15 protein-coding genes are annotated in these 17,191 nt (G+C 65.7%); 7 read left to right on the top strand and 8 right to left on the bottom strand.

Translation table 11 applies throughout. The annotated features are described in order from the left end of the window. The first annotated feature begins 1 nt into the window (after nucleotide 1). The 3 genes from nirJ to MRB47_RS10050 are packed head-to-tail and all read left to right on the top strand — an operon-like array spanning nucleotide 2 to nucleotide 3,733. Nucleotides 2–1,222 carry a heme d1 biosynthesis radical SAM protein NirJ gene (gene nirJ / locus MRB47_RS10060; RefSeq protein ID WP_252100604.1) on the top strand — a complete coding sequence of 407 codons (1,221 nt, stop codon included), beginning with the start codon at nucleotides 2–4 and terminating at the stop codon, nucleotides 1,220–1,222. Then, the gene (locus MRB47_RS10055; protein ID WP_252100603.1) at nucleotides 1,215–2,915 is read left to right on the top strand and encodes a cytochrome D1 domain-containing protein; all 1,701 of its coding nucleotides are present in this window, start codon (nucleotides 1,215–1,217) and stop codon (nucleotides 2,913–2,915) included. Before nirJ ends, MRB47_RS10055 begins: the two co-directional genes overlap by 8 nt. Before the next feature lie 53 nt (nucleotides 2,916–2,968). Further along, nucleotides 2,969–3,733, top strand: a complete 765-nt coding sequence (locus MRB47_RS10050) for a Crp/Fnr family transcriptional regulator (RefSeq protein ID WP_252100602.1) — start codon at nucleotides 2,969–2,971, stop codon at nucleotides 3,731–3,733. A gap of 27 nt (nucleotides 3,734–3,760) precedes the next feature. Here the strand turns inward: MRB47_RS10050 and MRB47_RS10045 are convergent, their stop codons facing one another. From MRB47_RS10045 to purD, 5 genes are all read right to left on the bottom strand, one after another. After that, entirely contained in the window at nucleotides 3,761–4,387 is a 627-nt protein-coding gene (locus tag MRB47_RS10045; protein WP_252100601.1) for a Maf family protein, read from the bottom strand. Nucleotides 4,388–4,438: 51 nt separating this feature from the next. Next, nucleotides 4,439–4,906, bottom strand: a complete 468-nt coding sequence (rlmH, locus tag MRB47_RS10040; protein ID WP_196995606.1) for a 23S rRNA (pseudouridine(1915)-N(3))-methyltransferase RlmH — start codon at nucleotides 4,904–4,906, stop codon at nucleotides 4,439–4,441. A 15-nt stretch (nucleotides 4,907–4,921) separates the two neighbouring features. Then, entirely contained in the window at nucleotides 4,922–5,746 is an 825-nt protein-coding gene (rsfS, locus tag MRB47_RS10035) for a ribosome silencing factor (RefSeq protein WP_252100600.1), read from the bottom strand. A gap of 170 nt (nucleotides 5,747–5,916) precedes the next feature. Further along, nucleotides 5,917–6,906: an oxygen-dependent coproporphyrinogen oxidase gene (hemF, locus tag MRB47_RS10030; RefSeq protein WP_252100599.1), complete on the bottom strand. Its 990-nt coding sequence runs from the start codon at nucleotides 6,904–6,906 to the stop codon at nucleotides 5,917–5,919. Next, a complete protein-coding gene (gene purD / locus MRB47_RS10025; protein WP_252100598.1) occupies nucleotides 6,903–8,189 on the bottom strand; it encodes a phosphoribosylamine--glycine ligase in 1,287 nt (428 codons plus the stop codon). Before purD ends, hemF begins: the two co-directional genes overlap by 4 nt. A 107-nt stretch (nucleotides 8,190–8,296) precedes the next feature. Between purD and MRB47_RS10020 the strand changes: the two genes are divergently transcribed. Further along, the gene (locus MRB47_RS10020; RefSeq protein ID WP_011803559.1) at nucleotides 8,297–9,385 is read left to right on the top strand and encodes an IS5-like element ISDisp1 family transposase; all 1,089 of its coding nucleotides are present in this window, start codon (nucleotides 8,297–8,299) and stop codon (nucleotides 9,383–9,385) included. A 150-nt stretch (nucleotides 9,386–9,535) separates the two neighbouring features. Here MRB47_RS10020 and MRB47_RS10015 read toward each other — a convergent pair whose 3' ends face one another. Further along, nucleotides 9,536–10,255, bottom strand: a complete 720-nt coding sequence (locus MRB47_RS10015) for a YebC/PmpR family DNA-binding transcriptional regulator (protein WP_011805149.1) — start codon at nucleotides 10,253–10,255, stop codon at nucleotides 9,536–9,538. A gap of 70 nt (nucleotides 10,256–10,325) precedes the next feature. Here MRB47_RS10015 and MRB47_RS10010 point away from each other — a divergent pair, with 70 nt between their 5' ends. Together MRB47_RS10010 and MRB47_RS10005 are read left to right on the top strand one after the other, a co-directional pair. Continuing rightward, nucleotides 10,326–11,834, top strand: coding sequence for a helicase HerA-like domain-containing protein (locus tag MRB47_RS10010; RefSeq protein ID WP_252100597.1), 1,509 nt, complete (start codon nucleotides 10,326–10,328; stop codon nucleotides 11,832–11,834). Between the two features lie 72 nt (nucleotides 11,835–11,906). Next, on the top strand, nucleotides 11,907–12,608 hold the full coding sequence (locus tag MRB47_RS10005) for a glutathione binding-like protein (protein ID WP_252100596.1): 702 nt from the start codon (nucleotides 11,907–11,909) through the stop codon (nucleotides 12,606–12,608). A 568-nt stretch (nucleotides 12,609–13,176) separates the two neighbouring features. Here MRB47_RS10005 and MRB47_RS10000 read toward each other — a convergent pair. Both MRB47_RS10000 and MRB47_RS09995 read right to left on the bottom strand, forming a co-directional pair. Then, nucleotides 13,177–15,084 (bottom strand): hypothetical protein, encoded by a 1,908-nt coding sequence (locus tag MRB47_RS10000; RefSeq protein WP_252100595.1) that lies wholly within the window; start codon nucleotides 15,082–15,084, stop codon nucleotides 13,177–13,179. A 140-nt stretch (nucleotides 15,085–15,224) separates the two neighbouring features. Next, a complete protein-coding gene (locus tag MRB47_RS09995; RefSeq protein WP_015913245.1) occupies nucleotides 15,225–15,929 on the bottom strand; it encodes a YebC/PmpR family DNA-binding transcriptional regulator in 705 nt (234 codons plus the stop codon). A 267-nt stretch (nucleotides 15,930–16,196) separates the two neighbouring features. On the opposite strand from MRB47_RS09995, the gene MRB47_RS09990 reads away from it, so the two are divergent. Then, nucleotides 16,197–17,039, top strand: coding sequence for an enoyl-CoA hydratase-related protein (locus MRB47_RS09990; RefSeq protein WP_252100594.1), 843 nt, complete (start codon nucleotides 16,197–16,199; stop codon nucleotides 17,037–17,039). The last annotated feature ends 152 nt before the right edge of the window (nucleotides 17,040–17,191 follow it).

Raw genomic sequence — 17,191 nt, 5'->3', positions numbered from 1 at the left:
CATGTTTCGCATCAGCCAGTACCTGCGTGAACTCGCCCAGGCCCAAGCCACCGGAACCTACCCCACTTCGCGCGAACGGCACGCGCGCGGCCCCGTGGTCATCTGGAACCTGATCCGGCGCTGCAACCTGACCTGCAAGCACTGCTACGCGCTCTCGGCCGACCACGACTACGCTGGAGAGCTGTCGTTGCAAGAGGTATACACCGTCATGGACGACCTCAAGGCCTTCGGCGTGCCTGCGCTCATCCTCTCCGGCGGCGAGCCACTGCTGCGCCCCGACCTCTTCGAGATCGCGGCGCGCGCGCGTGACCTGGGCTTCTACACCGGCCTTTCGACCAACGGCACGCTGATCGACGCGCCCATGGCCGCGCGCATCGCGGGCGCAGGCTTCGACTACGTGGGCATCAGCCTGGATGGCCTGAAGCCCACGCATGACAAGTTCCGCCGTCTGGACGGTGCGTTCGACCGCAGCCTGGCCGCCATCCGCCACCTGGCCACGCACAACGTCAAGGTGGGCCTGCGCTTCACCATGACAGCGCTGAATGCACACGATCTGCCCGCACTGCTGCAGCTCATGAAGGACGAGGGCGCCAACAAGTTCTACTTCTCGCACCTGAACTACGCGGGGCGTGGCAACATCCACCGCGACAAGGACGCGCACCACCAGGCCACACGCCAGGCCATGGACCTGCTGTTCAACCACGCCTGGGCCGATGCCCAGGCCGGCAGCCTGGATGACTACGTGAGCGGCAACAACGATGCCGACGGCCCCTATTTACTGCAATGGGCGCGCGAGCACCTGCCGCAATGGGAAGACGCCTTGCGCCAGCGCCTGGTGGCCTGGGGCGGCAATGCCAGCGGCCAGATGGTGGCCAATATCGACAATCTGGGCCATGTGCACCCCGACACCATGTGGTGGCACCACGACCTGGGCAGCGTGCGCGAACGCCCCTTCTCGCAGATCTGGAACGACACCAGCGACCCGCTCATGGCGGGGCTCAAGCAGCACCCGCGCCCTGTCCAGGGCCGCTGCGCCGGTTGCCAGTACCTCTCGATCTGCAATGGCAACACCCGCGTGCGCGCACAGCAGCTCACGGGCAACCCCTGGTTCGAGGACCCCGGCTGCTACCTCACCGATGCCGAAGTGGGCGCATCCAGCACGCCCTTCGAATCCCCTGCCAAGCATGAGCGCCGTCGCACGATCGAGATTGCCCATGCGTAAACTAGAAACACCTTTCCCTGAGCGGCTACGCCGCTTCCCCCTTCTCTGCGCTATCGCGAAAAAGGTGGATACCGCCGCGGCGAAGCGGCCCTTGCGCGGCAGCCGCTGGTCTGGGCCGAGCCGGTATCTGGCGGCCTTGGGTCTGTTCTGGCTCACGGGCCTGCACGCCCAAACCACCGAAGCCCTCCAGCCCAACGCCCCCGCCCTGTACCAGCAGCACTGCGCTGTATGCCACGGCGCGCAGCGCACCGGCATCATGGGCCCTGCGCTGCTGCCCGAGAGCCTGGAGCGCGTACGCCCCGCCGAGGTGTTGCGCGTCATCCAGCAAGGGCGCCCCGCCACCCAGATGCCCGGGTTCTCCGAGCAGTTGGGCGACGCGGAGATTCGCGCCCTGGCCGCGTGGGTACGTACCCCCGTGGTGCCCGCGCCGCGTTGGGGCGAGGACGATATCCGGGCGTCACGCACGTTCACGCCCGTGGCCGACGATGAGCCCGCCAAGCCGAAGTGGAACGCAGACCCGATGAACCTCTTCCTCGTCGTGGAGGGAGGCGACCACCATGTCTCGCTGCTCGACGGCGACCGCTTCGAGGTCATCACGCGCTTTGCCAGCCGCTATGCGCTGCATGGCGGTCCCAAGTTCACGCCGGACGGGCGCTACGTGTTCTTCGGTTCGCGCGACGGCTGGATCACCAAATACGACCTGTGGCGCCTGCGCGTGGTGGCCGAGGTACGCGCGGGCCTGAACATGCGCAACGTGGCCGTGAGCGGCGACGGGCGCTGGGTGATGGCCGCCAACTACCTGCCCCACACGCTGGCGCTGTTCGATGCCGATCTGAACCTCGTGCAGACATACGCCGCAGCCACGCTCGACGGCAAGGCGAGTTCACGCGTTTCGGCCGTGTACGACGCCACGCCGCGCAAGAGCTTCGTGGTGGCGCTCAAGGACATCCCCGAGCTCTGGGAAATCTCGTACGACCGGAACGCGGCCCCCATCTACGATGGTCTGGTGCACGACTACAAGATGGGAGAGGCCATCGCCAAGCCCGGCTACCTGGGCGTGCGGCGCACCCCCCTGAGCGAGCCGCTGGACGACTTCTTCTTCGACCAGTCCTACCGCCACGTACTCGGCGCCACGCGCCCGCGCAGTGGCGCCGACGAACGCGCAAGCGCGCAGGTCGTAAACCTGGACATCCGGCGCAAGGTGGCCGATCTGCCCATCGCCGGCATGCCGCACCTGGGCTCGGGCATCACCTTCGCCTGGGGCGACACCACTGTGCTGGCCAGCCCCAACCTGGGCGGCGGGGCCGTGGACGTCATCGACATGCAGACCTGGAAGACGGTACGCACCATCGCCACGCCCGGCCCGGGTTTCTTCATGCGCAGCCATGAGGACACGCCCTACGCCTGGACCGACTCCATGATGAGCCCCACGGCCAAGGACACTCTGACCATCATCGACAAGCGCACGCTGCAGCCGGTGGCCCAGGTGCGCGAGCCCGGCAAGACGCTGGCGCACATCGAGTTCACCCGCGATGGCCGCTACGCCCTCGCCAGTGTCTGGGAAATGGACGGCGCCCTGGTGGTCTACGACGCCGCCACCTTCAAGGAAGTCAGGCGCCTGCCCATGAAAAAGCCCGTGGGGAAATACAACGTCTGGAACAAGATCACCCGCAGTGAGGGCACATCGCACTGAACGATTTGAGATAGATCAAGTCAAAACCTAGGGGTCTCCCCTGTAATGCGCGCATGGACATCGCGCACTTCGACATACCGCGCTACCTTGCGGCGCTGCCCCTGTTCCAGGAAATGGCACCCCAGGAGCTGGAACGCCTGGGCACGGGCTGCCGGCTACGCCGCTATGAGCGCAGCGAGATGGTGTTCAGCGTTGGCATGCCCTGCGAGGAATTCCACGTCACCGTAATGGGGCAGGTGAAGCTGTTTGCACTGTCGCCAGCGGGGCAGGAGAAGGTGATCGAGCTTGCCGGCCCCGGCATCAGCTTCGCCGAGGCGCTGATGTTTACTGATCGTCCCTATATCGTGAACGCCCAGGCCCTGACCGATACCCTGCTGCTCTCCGTAGGCAAGGCGGCCGTGGTGCGCGAGATCGAGAGCGAGCCGCGCTTTGCCATGCGCATGCTCGCCGGCATCTCGCGCCGCCTGCACGGCCTGGTGCATGACGTGCAGACCTATACGCTGCACAACGGCGCGCAGCGCGTGATCGGCTACCTGCTGCACGCCCTGCCCGAGGATGCGCCCCATCCCCCTGCCGCGCCTGTGCCGCCACAATGCCCGGCCCGCGCGGCACTGCAGTCCGTTGCTCCCGCGCCGCCAGCCAGCGCGCGCAGCATCTCGCTGCCGGTGAGCAAGGCCACCATCGCTTCGCGGCTGTCGATCACGCCCGAGTATTTCTCTCGCGTACTGCACGACCTGGAGGCCGCCGGCCTGATCCACATCGACAAGCGCGACATCCACATCCCGGATACGGCGCGCCTGGCGAAATACCCGATGTAACCAGGCTCCGGGCCTGACAGGCTGCGCCTAGACGGCCAGCACGCCCGCCGCGCGCAACAGGCGCGCCGTCTCATACATGGGCAGGCCCATGATGCCGGAGTAACTGCCCGACAGGTGCTCCACATAGGCGGCGGCGCGCCCCTGGATCGCATAGGCGCCCGCCTTGCCCAGCGGCTCGCCCGTAGCCACGTAGTCCTCGATCTGCGCCCGCGACATGAGCGCAAAGCGCACGCGCGAGACTGACAGCGCCGTGAGGCGTCGGGGACCCACCTGCAGCGCGACGGCCGTCAATACGCGGTGTTCATGCCCCGCCAACTCCCCCAGCATACGCACCGCGTCGTGCGCATCCTCGGGCTTGCCGTAGATGGTGCGGCCCAGGGCCACGGTGGTGTCGGAGCACAGAATGGGCGCTGGCGACAGCCCGCGCCGCGCATGGCGCGCCACGGCAGCGTCCAGCTTGAGCCCCGTCACCCGCTCGACATAGGTCGTGGGCGCCTCACCAGGCAGCACGGCTTCGATGGCCTCGGCATCCTCGGCCTCGTCCCCCGCCGCGTTGGGCAGCAGCAGCTCATGGCGCACCCCCAACTGCTCCAGCAACTGGCGGCGCCGCGGGCTCTGGGAGGCCAGGTAGATGAAGCGGTGTTCTTGAGTCAAATGTGCCTCCAGCGCCCGACCAGCAAGCGCGAGCAGCTATCAAATCTGAAGTTATTCGCGATGGTACGGGTGCCCGGCATTCACCGACCAGGCACGGTAGAGCTGCTCGATAAGCAACACGCGCACCATGGCATGCGGCAGGGTCAGGTCGGACAGGCGGATGCGCTCGTGCGCCGCCTGGCGGAAGGCCGGGTCTAGGCCGTCGGGGCCGCCGATGACCAGGGCCACATCATCCCCCCCGAACTGCCAGTCCTTCAGCCGCTGGGCCAGGGCCTTGGTGGTGAGACTCGTGCCCCGCTCGTCCAGCACCACCACACGCGTGCCACGCGGGATGGCCGCTTCGATACGCTCGCGCTCGGCAGCATAGAGCGTCTCCAGCGTCTTGGAGCCGCGCGGCTCGGTCTTGACGGCCTTGAGCTCGACCTTCAGCTCGGGCGGAAATCGCTTGGCATAGTCGTCATAGGCCGTCTGCGCCCAGTCGGGAACCCGCTGGCCCACGGCCACGATCAGCAGCTTCATGGGTCAGGGCAAGGCTCAGGCCTTCTTGCGTGCGGGGGCCTTCTTCGCGACAGCCTTGCCGGTGGATTTGGCGACCGGCTTGCGTGCCGTGGTGGTAGCGGCGGCCTTGGCGGGTGCCTTCTTGGCCACAGGCTTGTTCACCACGACGGTCTTCACCGCGTTCTTGATGGCTGGCTTCTTCGCCGCCACGGGCTTTGCCGTGGTCTTCTTCACTGCGGGTTTGGATGCGGCCTTGACCGGTGCCTTCTGTGCCTTGCTCGCGAGCTTGCCAGCGGGCTTGGATGCGGGCTTCACTGCGGATTTCGCTGCCGGTTTGGCCGCGGCGGGAGCTGCCGCCTTGGCCGGCTTCTGGCCAGCTGCGGACTTCGTGGCGGGCTTGGCTGCTGCCTTCTTGGCAGCCGGCTTGCGCGCGGGCGCCTCGTCGTCGCCTTCCGAGGCCATGATCTTGCGCGGCTTGGCAGCGCCCAGCTTCAGGCGCACGGGCTTCTCGCCCCAGATCTCCTCCAGCCGGTAGTACTGGCGGATGGCGGGCTGCATGACATGCACCACGGCCTGGCCGCAGTCCACGATGATCCATTCGCCGTTGTCCTCGCCCTCGCTGCGCGGCTTGGGGAACCCGGCCTTGCGCACGGCGTCGCGCACGCTGGCCGCCAGCGCCTTGGTCTGGCGGTTGGAGCTGCCGGTGGCGACGACCACGCGCTCGAACAGCGGCGAGAGATGCTCGGTGTTGAAGACCTGGATGTCTTGCGCCTTGACGTCTTCCAGGCCATCGACGATGGCGCGCTGGAGCTTGGTGACGTCTTTCTTGGCGGCGGTTTCCGATTTGCTGGAAGTGGTCATCAGGTGGTCTTCAGTGAAGGAATGGAATCAATATAGCCTGCAAGCACCGCCACGGCCAAGGGGGGCGCGGAGCGGTTGTCAGGGCATGTTTCAGATATCAAAAACGGGTCTGGCGCTTGATGATCAAGCGCAGGCAGCTATTGAAATTATAGTTACCCGCGCTCACCCCCTCAGATCCAGTCGCGGCGCTGCAGAAAGCGCTCGGTCAACAGCGCCTCGGGCGAACCCGGCTGCGGCTCGCGCTGGTAGGACCAGGCCGCCAGCGGCGGCATGGACAGCAGGATGGATTCCGTGCGCCCGCCCGACTGCAGGCCGAAGTGCGTGCCGCGGTCCCACACCAGGTTGAACTCCACATAGCGGCCACGCCGGTAGAGCTGGAACTCGCGTTCGCGCTCGCCATGGTCCATGTGCATGCGCCGCTGCACGATGGGCAGGTAAGCGCCCAGGAAGGCATCGCCCACGCTCTGCGTCATGGCCAGGCTCTGCTCGAAGCCCAGCTCCGCGAAGTCGTCAAAGAAGATGCCGCCCACGCCGCGCTGCTCATTGCGGTGTTTAAGGTAGAAGTACTCGTCGCACCAGGTCTTGAAGCGCGGGTACAGGCCTTCGCCGAAGGGCGCGAGCGCATCGCGGCAGGCACGGTGAAAGTGCACCGCATCCTCGTCGAAACCGTAGTACGGCGTGAGGTCCATGCCGCCGCCGAACCAGCAGATGGGGTCCTGGCCTGCCTGACCTGCCGCACCTGTGCCGGCCGCACCTGTGCCGGCTGCGATCATGCGCACGTTCATGTGCACCGTGGGCACATAGGGGTTGCGCGGGTGAAACACCAGCGACACGCCCATGGCCTCGAACGGCGCACCCGCCAGCTCCGGCCGGTGCTGCGTGGCCGAGGGCGGCAGGCGCGGCCCGCTCACATGCGAGAAGCCGCAGCCCGCGCGCTCGAAGACACGCCCACCTTCCAGGATGCGCGTGATGCCGTCGCCCTGCAGTGCAGAGCCGCTTTCGCGCCGCCAGGCATCGGACCGAAAGCGCGCCCCGCCCTGGCTTTGCGGCCCCTCGATGTCCTCCAGCGCGCTGGTGATGCGCGCCTGCAGGCCCTCTAGATAGCCGCGCACGCGGGCCACGGTGTCCGCCGTGGTGAAGGTGGGTTTTTGTGTGGTCATCCGTTGGCCTTCACCGCGCGGTGGCCAATGTCGTGGCGGTACTGCGCGCCGTCGAAGTGAATGCCGCGCGCCACGTCGTACACACGCTGCTGTGCCTGCTTGACGCTGTCGGCCAGCGCCGTCACGCACAGCACGCGCCCGCCACTGGTACGCACCACGCCATCCACGAGCTGTGTGCCGGCGTGGAAGACCATGGCGTCGTCCGCGTCCTGCGGCAGGCCGGTGATGGCATCGCCCTTGCGCGGGTTCTCGGGGTAGCCCTGGGCAGCCATCACCACGCCCAACGCCGTGCGGCGATCCCATTGCAGTTCCACCTGGTCGAGCTTGCCGTCCACGGCCGCCCCCAGCACCTCCACCAGGTCGCTCTTGAGGCGCATGAGGATGGGCTGTGTCTCGGGGTCGCCCATGCGGCAGTTGAACTCCAGCGTTTTGGGATGGCCCGTCGCGTCGATCATCAGGCCGGCATACAGAAAGCCCGTGTAGGGGATGCCGTCTTTTTCCATGCCACGGATGGTGGGCATGATCACCTCGCGCATGGCGCGCGCATGCACATCGGCCGTGACCACCGGCGCAGGCGAATACGCGCCCATGCCACCGGTGTTGGGGCCTTGGTCGCCATCCTTCAGGCGCTTGTGGTCCTGGCTGGTGGCCAGCGCCAGGACGTTCTTGCCGTCGCACAGCACGATGAACGAGGCTTCCTCACCTTCGAGGAATTGCTCGATCACCACGCGGGCGCCGCCTTCGTTGTGGGCGACGCCGTACTTGTTGTCCACCAGCATGAAGTCCACGGCGTCGTGGGCCTCCTGCAGCGTCATGGCTACCACTACGCCCTTGCCCGCCGCCAGGCCGTCGGCCTTGATGACGATGGGTGCGCCCAGACGGTTCACGTAGGCATGCGCGGCCTGCGGGTCGGTGAAGGTCTCGTACTCGGCCGTGGGGATGCCGTGGCGCTTCATGAAAGCCTTGGAGAAGGCCTTGGAGCTTTCCAGTTGCGCGGCAGCCTGCGTGGGGCCGAAGATGCGCAGGCCGTGGGTACGGAACTCGTCCACCACGCCAGCGGCCAGCGGTGCCTCGGGGCCGACCACGGTGAGCGCGATCTTCTGCGCCTGCGCCCACTCGCGCAGGGCCGTCACGTCGCTGATGGGCACGTTCTCATACTTTGGCGACAGCGCCGTGCCGCCGTTGCCGGGCGCCACGTACACCTTGGAGGTCTTGGGGGACTGGCTCAGCTTCCAGGCCAGTGCGTGTTCCCGGCCGCCGCCGCCAATGACTAGGATTTTCATAGGGTGTCGGTGCTCAAGTTCCTAGCAGGCCGTTGAAAAATCCCCCGCCGACGCCCGCGTTGGCCGCTACGATCTGAAGCCATCGGTGAACGACCCAGACGAGGACGATGAGAGGCAGTCAAGATTTCCAGGGGGCGATGTTCAGCTACATCAGCCTTGAAGAGCGCGTGCCGCAGGCACACCCGCTGCGCAAGTTGCGCGCGGTGGTTGATGCGCTGCTGGCAACCATGAACCGCGAGTTCGAAGCGGTGTACGCCCGCCGTGGCCGCCCATCGGTGCCACCGGAGATGCTGCTCAAGGCCTTGCTGCTGCAGATCCTGTTCTCCATCCGCAGCGAGCGCCAGTTGGTCGAAGCGATCAACTACAACCTGCTGTACCGCTGGTTCGTGGGCCTGAACATCGAAGACAAGGTCTGGGACCACTCCACTTTCAGCGCCAACCGCGAACGTCTGTTCAACGAAGACCTCGCCCGCGCCTTCTTCGAGCGCGTCAAGCTCAGTGCCCAGTGGGGCAAGCTCGCCAGCGACGAGCACTTCAGCGTGGACGGCACGCTCATTGACGCCTGGGCCTCGCACAAGAGCTTCAAGCGCAAAGACGACGACAGCGGCACGCCGCCTGGGCGCAACCCCGAGGTGGACTTCAAGGGGCAGGAGCGCTGCAACGACACCCACGAGAGCACCACGGACGCCGATGCCCGGCTGTTCAAGAAGAGCCAGGGCGACAAATCCCGCCTGTGCCACATGGGGCACATCCTCATGGAGAACCGCAACGGGCTGATCGTGGATGTCGAGATCACCCACGCCAGCGGCACGGCCGAGCGCGAGGCGGCGCTGGCCATGTTGGAGCGTCGGGGCAACAGGAACAAACGGGCCACGGTCGGTGCCGACAAGGGCTACGACAGCAAGGCCTTCATCAAAGGCTGCAGAAAGCTCAAAGTCACGCCCCACGTGGCGGCCAAGGACAAACACTCGGCGGTGGATGCGCGAGTGACACGGCACGAGGGCTACAAGACCAGCCTGAAGGTGCGCAAGCGCATCGAAGAGGCCTTTGGCTGGATCAAGACCGTCGGTGGTCTGGCAAAGACCAAGCTGATCGGTCAGGCCAAGCTCACGGGCCAGGCGCTGCTGTGCTTTGCCACCTACAACCTTGTGCGAATGGGCAGCATCGGCGGCTGGTGGGACGCGCATCATGCGTGAGCCCAGGGATACGTGCGCCCGAAATGGGCGGGAGGGCCTGCAAACCGGCCAGATGGGCCGTTGCAATCGCTGCGCAGACGCGTCTGGGCAGCTCGTGTCTTCGCACTCAGCGTCCCTGATGCGTTCGAAAAGCACTTTTTCAACGGCCTGCTAGAGCTCTGCGTTGTGGTAGACCTCTTGCACATCGTCGAGGTCTTCGATCATGTCCAGGAGCTTTTGCATGCGCGCGACATCGTCGCCCTCCAGGGCGATGGTGTTCTCGGGGCGCATGGTGACCTCGGCCACCTCCGGCTGAAGGCCCGCAGCCCCCAGCGCATCGCGCACCGCCTCGAAATCGCCGGGCGCGGTCAGCACCTCGATGGCGCCCTCATCATCGGTGATCACGTCCTCGGCGCCCGCCTCCAGGGCCACTTCCATGACCTTGTCCTCGCTGGTGCCGGGGGCGAAGATGATCTGGCCCACGTTCTTGAACTGAAAGGCCACGGAGCCTTCCGTGCCCATGTTGCCGCCGTACTTGCTGAAGGCGTGGCGCACTTCAGCCACGGTGCGCACGCGGTTGTCGGTCATGGTGTCCACGATGATCGCGGCGCCGCCGATGCCGTAGCCCTCGTAGCGGATTTCCTCGTAGCTCACGCCTTCCAGCGTGCCCGAGGCCTTGTCGATGTTGTACTTGATGCGGTCGGCCGGCATGTTGGCGGCCTTGGCCTTGTCGATGGCCAGGCGCAGACGCGGGTTGGCCGAGGGGTCGCCGCCACCCGTGCGCGCCGCGACGGTGATTTCACGAATGATGCGGGTCCAGATCTTTCCGCGCTTTTCATCCTGGCGCCCCTTGCGGTGCTGGATGTTGGCCCATTTACTGTGTCCTGCCACTGCAGCGTCCTTTGATTGATTTAATCTTGCGGCCGCGATTTTACTTTTGACTCACCCCATCACTACCGCCATGTCCGAACCTCTCCTGATTGCACAGCGTGATTCCACGCAATGCCACCTGCTGCCGGGCCTGGCCAACCGGCACGGCCTGATCACCGGCGCCACCGGCACCGGCAAGACCGTGACGCTGCAGACGCTGGCCGAGCAGTTCTCGCGCATCGGCGTGCCGGTGTTCATGGCCGACGTGAAGGGCGATCTCACCGGCATCAGCCAGAAGGGCAGCATTGGCGAGAAGCTGGGCAAGACGCTGGCCGACCGCGGCTTGGCCGCGCCCGAGCCCACGGCCTGCCCCACCACGCTGTGGGACGTGTTCGGCACGCAGGGCCACCCCGTGCGCGCCACCATCTCGGACATGGGGCCGCTCTTGCTGGGGCGCATGCTGAACCTGAACGAAACCCAGCTGGGCGTGCTGAACCTGGTGTTCAAGATCGCGGACGACAACGGCCTGCTGCTGCTGGACCTGAAGGACCTGCGCGCCATGCTCACCTACGTGGGCGACAACGCCAAGGACTTCACCACCGAGTACGGGAACATCTCCACGGCCAGCGTTGGCGCCATCCAGCGCGGGCTGCTGCAGATCGAGACGCAGGGCGGCGACCAATTCTTTGGCGAGCCCATGCTCAACATCCAGGACTTCATGCAGACCGTGGACGGGCGCGGCGTGGTCAACATCCTGGCGGCCGACAAGCTCATGAATTCGCCGCGCCTGTACGCCACGTTCCTCCTGTGGATGCTGTCGGAGCTGTTCGAACAACTGCCCGAGATCGGCGACCCCGAAAAGCCCAAGCTGGTGTTCTTCTTCGACGAGGCCCACCTGCTGTTCAACGAGGCGCCCAAGGTGCTCGTGGAGCGTATTGAACTGGTGGTGCGCTTGGTGCGTTCTAAGGGGGTCGGCGTGTATTTCGTCACCCAGAACCCGCTGGACATCCCCGACAGCGTGCTGGCCCAGCTGGGCAACCGCGTGCAGCACGCGCTGCGCGCCTTCACCCCGCGCGACCAGAAGGCCGTGAAGGCCACGGCCACCACCATGCGCCCCAAGGCGGGCCTGGACATCGAGGCCGCCATCACCGAGCTGGCCGTGGGCGAGGCGCTGGTGAGCTTCCTCGACGCCAAGGGCCGCCCCAGCGAAACCGAGCGCGTGTACGTGCTGCCGCCCGGCAGCCAGATCGGCCCCATCGCCGACGTGCAACGCCGCGCACTCATCGGCGGATCGCTCGTCGCGGGCACCTACGAGCAGGCCGTGGACCGCGAATCTGCCTACGAGAAGCTGCGCGGCCGCGCCGAGCAGGCTGCCAGCAACGCCCCCAGCGCCCCCGGCAACGGCACGGCACAGGGCGACAGCGGCCTCATGGGCGGCCTGAACGACGTGCTGTTCGGCAGCACCGGGCCGCGCGGCGGCAAGCGCGACGGCCTGGTGCAGACCATGGCCAAGTCGGCCGTACGCACCATGGGCACCAGCCTGGGCAAGGAGATCCTGCGCGGCGTGCTGGGCGGCATCTTCGGCGGCAGGAAGCGCTGAGGCGTTCCAAGCCAAATTCAGCTCCAGCGCCCGTCTATCAAGCGCTAACAGCTATTATTTAAGGAGCATCCGATGATCGACCTGTATTACTGGACCACGCCCAACGGCCACAAGATCACCCTCTTCCTGGAAGAAAGCGGCCTGCCCTACCGCGTGCACCCGGTGAACATCGGCCGGGGCGAGCAGTTCGCGCCGGACTTTCTGCGCATCGCGCCCAACAACCGCATCCCCGCCATCGTGGACCAGGCGCCCGCGGATGGCGGCGCGCCGCTGTCGGTGTTCGAGTCCGGCGCCATCCTGCTGTACCTGGCCGACAAGACCGGCCGGTTCATCCCGCAGGACCTGCGCGGGCGCAACGAGGCGCTGCAATGGCTGTTCTGGCAGATGGGCGGCCTGGGGCCCATGGCCGGGCAGAACCACCACTTCACGCAATACGCGCCCGAGCCAGTGCCCTACGCCATTGACCGCTACGTGAAGGAAACCGCGCGCCTGTACGGTGTGCTGGACAAGCACCTGGCCGACGGGCGCGACTACATCGCAGGGGACTATTCCATTGCCGACATGGCCTGCTACCCCTGGATCGTGCCGCATGAGAGGCAGCGCCAGGACCTGGCGGATTTCCCGCACCTGCGGGCCTGGTTCGAGCGCATCCAGGCACGGCCCGCCACCGGCCGCGCCTACGCGCTGGCACAGGCCATCAATACCGCGCCCACGGTGGACGAGGCAGCCAAGAAGATTCTCTTCGGCCAGGACGCCGGCACGGTGCGCCGCTAACAAAGCACCGAGGCGCCCATGAAAAAAAGCCGCTGTTCAGCCTAGCCGTTCCGTTAAGGTGTTGCTAAGCCCTTGATTCAAGCCCCTCTGCTTCGGCACGAGGGGCTTCGTTTCTTTGGTCGCTATAAGGGACATGCTGAATTTCAAGCCCCTTTCCCTAGGCGTCGCGCTCGTGTGTGCCGCCAGCTTCCTCACTGCCTGCAACGACGAGCCCGCTCCGGACTTCAGGGGCAGCACTCCCGTGGCATACGGCAATCGGACTGTCTCTCTGAGCGTTGAGGCTTGGCGAGACAATGGCAGCCAGCCTTGTCGTGTCCTTATCAGAGGCGCTGAAGTAACAAATTGGGTCAAACCAACCGGTATTCTGCCGCGGATGACCCTAGCCCCGGCAGTAGTGCTGGCCTGCACAGGGCGGAGCCCGTACCTTTCCTCGGTGAGCGGCGAGGGTGAAGGGGGTGTAGCCGAATGGGAAGAGTCCTCGGGGCCTGAATCGGGAGCCCCCCTCTCTGTCTACCAAGTGCGAGTGAGCTCCCTGACTGCGGACCAAGCTCACCTCGAACTACGGGTCCTACGCGGCAAGTGACTCGCTTGCGTGAGCCACGGGGCCGGAGGGCTTGAGCGACCGAGCGGCAGGCGCGCGGCGTCTTTCGGGCGGTTCGGGAGTGAAATAGATGATGTCTTCGGGCGCTATGGGTCCGCGCGCCAGCCCCAGCCGCATTGCCGGCGTTTTCCCGTCCCGGCCAACCTCGCAGTAGTTGAAGTACGTCCGGAAGATGCCGAGCACCTTCACCAGGACTTCGGGGTTGTAGGCGCTCTTCCCGAACCAGAGACGTCGGTCGGTGTTGGCGCTGGCCACCGCGCGTTCTGCCAGCGTGAGGCCTCGCCGGACCTGCATAAAGAAGCGGTCGACAGCGGTAAGGGTGGCTTTCAGGTGCAGTAGCGCCTGGTGGCTAAGCTGGAGCCGACGCTTGTCCGGTTCGGTTTCGACCGGGTCGATATCGGTCAGCCAGCAAACGGATTTCTCAGGCTCACGCATCTCCGATATGGGATGGCGGAACCAGCGGTCCCCCCACTTGCCGATGGCAACCATGCGCGCCAGTTCTTCCTCGGCAGCCAGAAGTTCTGCAGCCTCAGGGGTTACCCCGTATTTCTCCGCTAAGCGCGCCAGACGCCGCTTGGTTGCACCAACCAGCGCGCGCTTCATGTCCACTGACATATCTTTGAGCACCTTGACATAGAAAGCGTCAGCCGTCCGGTCCAGAACCCTTTTCGGCACGGCCGTCAGAATGGCCGCACGTATGCCCGACTCCTGGTCTGTGAAGAAGCGAATCTTCTTGGCACGGCAGAGCAGTCGAGTGACAAGCTGGATGTGGGCGTACATCACCACTTGCTCATGCAGCAGCATGCCCTTTACGGGGGCACGGGATGAGTTCGCGGGGCCTTCACCATCTTCTATATCGGGGCGACCTAAGGCTGCGTCGTACGTCTCTTCGATGACCGATTCCATAGGCTTTCGGGAGGTACCTCCGCGAGGCGCCGCCCTCTCAGCCGCAGCATTCCAATCAGCCGGTAGCCAGACTCTCGCGTAGCGGCGAAACGCTCTGGCAAGTGCATGGTCGCCAAAGCGAACCATGTCCTTCTCTACGTCAGCAGAGTCCAGCGCAGGGTCAAAGTTGACGTTGACCCCGAACACATAGCCCGTAGCCTGGTCGGCCGTTGCAATGGACAGCAAAAGTGTGTTCTTTCGCACCTTCTTAGAGTGCCAGTTCACCACCAGCTTTTGCCGGTCAACCGACAGATATCTTGAGCCTAGGTCGTCGCGTCCCATGAGGGTTCGCTCACGCTCGCCGGCGAACATCTGGGCCTGCTCATAGAGGAAGTCGATGCGGTCGTATAGCTGGCTGGGGGAGATATCGAGGACCTTGATGATGCGCCGCAGCGGCATGGCGTTCATCAGATGCACCAAGATATCGCGATTGGAGTGACTGCGACGTTGGCGCTTGGTTGACCGGCCGCCGAAGGAGAACGCCTTCTTGCAGCCGACACACTTGAACCGGGGAGTTCCGTGGGCGTTGGTGCCGAAGCGAGTCACATTCTCAAGGGATGGCGCCCCCTCCGATAGAGAGCAGGCCTCGTTCGGACACTGCGGGAGTACTGGTTCAAGGTACTCCGACATGCGCATAAGCTCCTCGGCAATCGCCAAGTTGCTCTGCATAGGGGTGATTTCCTCGCACAGGCGGCACTTCAGTGCCGGCTGGTCCTTACCGGTAGCGACCACGGTGTAGTCGCCTGGGCCAACGGAAGAAGCTGGAGTACCGGCCCCGCCTCGGGCAACCGCAAGCTTGGGCGGTACGCCGAAGTTACCGCACTTGGGGTTCTTGCAGTGATTGACTTGAATACCCGCCGCGGCCGGCGGAAATCTAGGCGGCCACTTAGTCGGCTTTACTGAAGTTGGATGAGATTTTTCCTTGGACAAAGAAACGCCCTAGTCGTTGACTAGGGCGGAATTTTGAGCCATTACAGCTTTCTTAGCAACACTTTAACAGAACGGCTAGGCTGTTCAGCGGCTTTTTCGTGGGTGGACGGGGGCCTCGGCGGCACGGTGCATCGCGTGCATCAGTCCACGAGCCCCACGAACACGTTCTGCACGTCGTCGTTGTTCTCGATGCCCGCCAGGAAGGCCTGCACTTCCTCCTGCGCCTCGGGCGAGAGGCTGGCCATGCTCACCGGGTTCTTGGCCTTGTAGCCCAGCTTGACCGACAGCACCTTGAAGCCGAAGCCCGGCAATGCCTTGGCCACCGCGTCCAGATCCGAAGGGTCGGTCAGGAACAGGGTCTGGCCCTCTTCCTCGCCGGGCTCGAAGTCCTGGGCACCGGCCTCGATGGCGGCCAACTCCGCGTCGGCGCCGGCTTGCTCGGGCTCGCCCTCGATCATGCCCACGTGGTCGAAGTCCCAGGCCACGGCGCTCATCTGCCCCTTGCGAAAGCACACGCGCATCTCGGGCGCCGTGCGGTTCACGTTGTCGGTCAGGCACTCCACCATCACCGGCACCTGGTGCGGGGCAAAGCCCTCGTAGATCACGCGCTCGTAGTTCACCGCGTCACCCCCCACGCCCGAACCCTTCTTGATGGCACGCTCCAGCGTGTCCTTGGGCATGGACGCCTTGCGCGCCGCCTCGATGGCCAGGCGCAGGCGCGAATTGCCGGCCGGGTCGGCCCCCGCGCGCGCGGCGACGATGATTTCCTTGACCAGCTTCCCAAAAAGCCTGCCCTTGGCATCGGCGACCAGCGCCTTGCCCTTTGCCTTCCATTGCGCGCCCATGGCTGCGATTCCTTTGCTTGGAGCCAACAAAAAATGCGGCCTGCGCCGCAGCGGCAAAGTGTATACCTCGCCGCCAGACCGGCTGGACCGCGACAGAGGGGCGCCTGCCGGTGGCGCCGCGCGAGATGGCGCTTCTTTGCTATGCATCAAATAGCTGCCTGCGCTTGCCCTACAAGCGCTGCAGGCCGATTTCGCTCTGTGCCCGATGACCGCCGCACCGTCGCGCAAGCGACGCCCCGGCCCGCCGGCCACTCCTACAGTCGCGCCATGAACACCCTCACCTGCTTCACCCTCACCGTCACCGACCACGTGGCCCACCTGGTGCTGAACCGCCCCGAGGCCATGAACACCATGCACCCGCAGTTCTGGCGCGAGCTGGACGCCGTGCTGGCCGACCTGCACCGCGGCAGCGATGCGCGCGCGCTGGTCATCAGCAGCACGGGCAAGCACTTCAGCGCGGGTATGGCGCTGGAGACCTTCGGCGGCGCGATCACGCTGGACGACCGCAGCCCCGAGGGGCGCGCCGCCGTGTTCGACCTGCTGACGGACATGCAGGCCACCTTCACGCGCATCGAAGAGCTGCGCATCCCCGTGATCGCGGCCATCCACGGCGGCTGCATCGGTGGCGCACTGGACATGGTGGCGGCCGCCTGCATCCGCTATGCCACGCGCGATGCCTTCTTCTGCATCCAGGAGATCAACATCGGCATGGTGGCCGACGTGGGCAGCCTGCAGCGCCTGCCCAAGCTCATGCCGCTGGGCCTGCTGAACGAGCTGGCCTACACCGGCCGCCGCCTGCCGGCCGAGCGCGCGCTGGAATGCGGACTGGTCACGCAGCTGTTCGACTCGCACGAAGCGCTGGTGGCCGGCGCCCTGGCCTGCGCGAACGAGATTGCCACCAAGCCTCCGGTGGCCGTCTGGGGCACCAAACAGGCCGTGCGCTATGCGCGCGACCACGGCGTGCACGACAGCCTGCGCCAGATGGGCTGGCTACAGGGCGCCATCTGGAGCAACCGCCACGTGGGCGAGGCCGTCTCCGCCATGCAGGCCAAGCGCGCGGGCGACTTCCCGGCGCTGGCGCCGCTCAAGCGCTTCAGCGAACTCGGCTGACGCACGCGCCGCGCGGCCCCGGTTTCAAAGTTGATAGCTGGGCGCGCTTGCTGCAAGGGCGTTGCAGGCCAATCGAGGCATATACCGCCGGGTGTCGGGCTATGATGCGGCAACCCGCCTGCGGCGCGGCACCGCGCCGCGTTTCCATTCAC

Origin of the sequence: Diaphorobacter sp. LI3 (assembly GCF_022807955.1) — a bacterium.
Taxonomy (GTDB): domain Bacteria; phylum Pseudomonadota; class Gammaproteobacteria; order Burkholderiales; family Burkholderiaceae_C; genus Diaphorobacter; species Diaphorobacter nitroreducens.
Note: the sequence above shows the minus strand (reverse complement) of the source record. Positions and strands in the feature narration are given on the sequence as shown.